The sequence below is a fragment of the Cellulomonas septica genome (assembly GCF_012396155.1).
Lineage (GTDB): Bacteria > Actinomycetota > Actinomycetes > Actinomycetales > Cellulomonadaceae > Cellulomonas > Cellulomonas septica.
Map to the genome: position 1 here is coordinate 1 of NZ_JAAXOY010000898.1, position 1,060 is coordinate 1,060.

At 71.8% G+C, this 1,060-nt stretch carries 1 protein-coding gene; it reads left to right on the forward strand.

Annotated features, from left to right (window positions below):
- Positions 1-110: 110 nt before the first annotated feature.
- On the forward strand, positions 111-1,060 hold a 950-nt coding region (locus tag HGA02_RS20115), incomplete at its 3' end, for an SPFH domain-containing protein (protein ID WP_168681200.1).

The window sequence follows — 1,060 nt, forward strand, 5'->3', positions numbered from 1 at the left end:
GTCGTCGCCCCGGCCGGGACCGGGCAGCCGCCCGTGCCCGGCGTCGCTCCCGCGCACTGACCCACCGCCCCGCCGCCCGGCGACGCCGGGCACCACCCGAGGAGGACCTCTTGGACGACACGTCGAACGTGGGCACGATCGCCTTCTACCTGGTCGCGGGGCTCGTCCTGCTGTTCCTCGTCGTCGCGCTGGTCCGCTCGGTGCGGATCGTGCCGCAGACCGTCGCGATCATCGTCGAGCGCCTCGGCCGCTACTCGCGCACGCTCGACGCGGGCCTGCACCTGCTGATCCCGTTCGTGGACCGCGTGCGCGCGGGCGTCGACCTGCGCGAGCAGGTCGTGTCGTTCCCGCCGCAGCCCGTGATCACCTCGGACAACCTCGTGGTGAGCATCGACACGGTCATCTACTTCCAGGTCACCGACCCGAAGTCCGCGGTCTACGAGATCGCGAACTACATCACCGGCATCGAGCAGCTCACGGTCACCACGCTCCGCAACGTCATCGGGTCGATGGACCTCGAGCAGACGCTCACGAGCCGTGACCAGATCAACGGCCAGCTGCGAGGCGTCCTGGACGAGGCGACCGGCCGCTGGGGCATCCGCGTCAACCGCGTCGAGCTCAAGGCGATCGACCCGCCCGCCTCGGTGCAGGGCTCGATGGAGCAGCAGATGCGCGCCGAGCGTGACCGTCGTGCCGCGATCCTCACCGCCGAGGGCGTCAAGCAGTCGCAGATCCTCACGGCGGAGGGCGAGAAGCAGGCCGCGATCCTCCGCGCCGAGGGTGCCGCGCAGGCCGCGATCCTCACCGCCGAGGGTGAGGCGCGCGCGATCCTCCAGGTCTTCGACGCGGTCCACCGCGGCGACGCCGACCCCAAGCTGCTCGCGTACCAGTACCTGCAGATCCTGCCGAAGATCGCCCAGAGCCCGTCGAGCAAGATGTGGTTCCTGCCGTCGGAGCTCACGGGCGCCCTCGGCCAGCTGGCGCGCGGGTTCAGCGGTGCCGGCGACACCGGCGGCCCGTCGCGGCCCGCGGGCGAGTCGCCGCTCGGCGAGGACCTGCC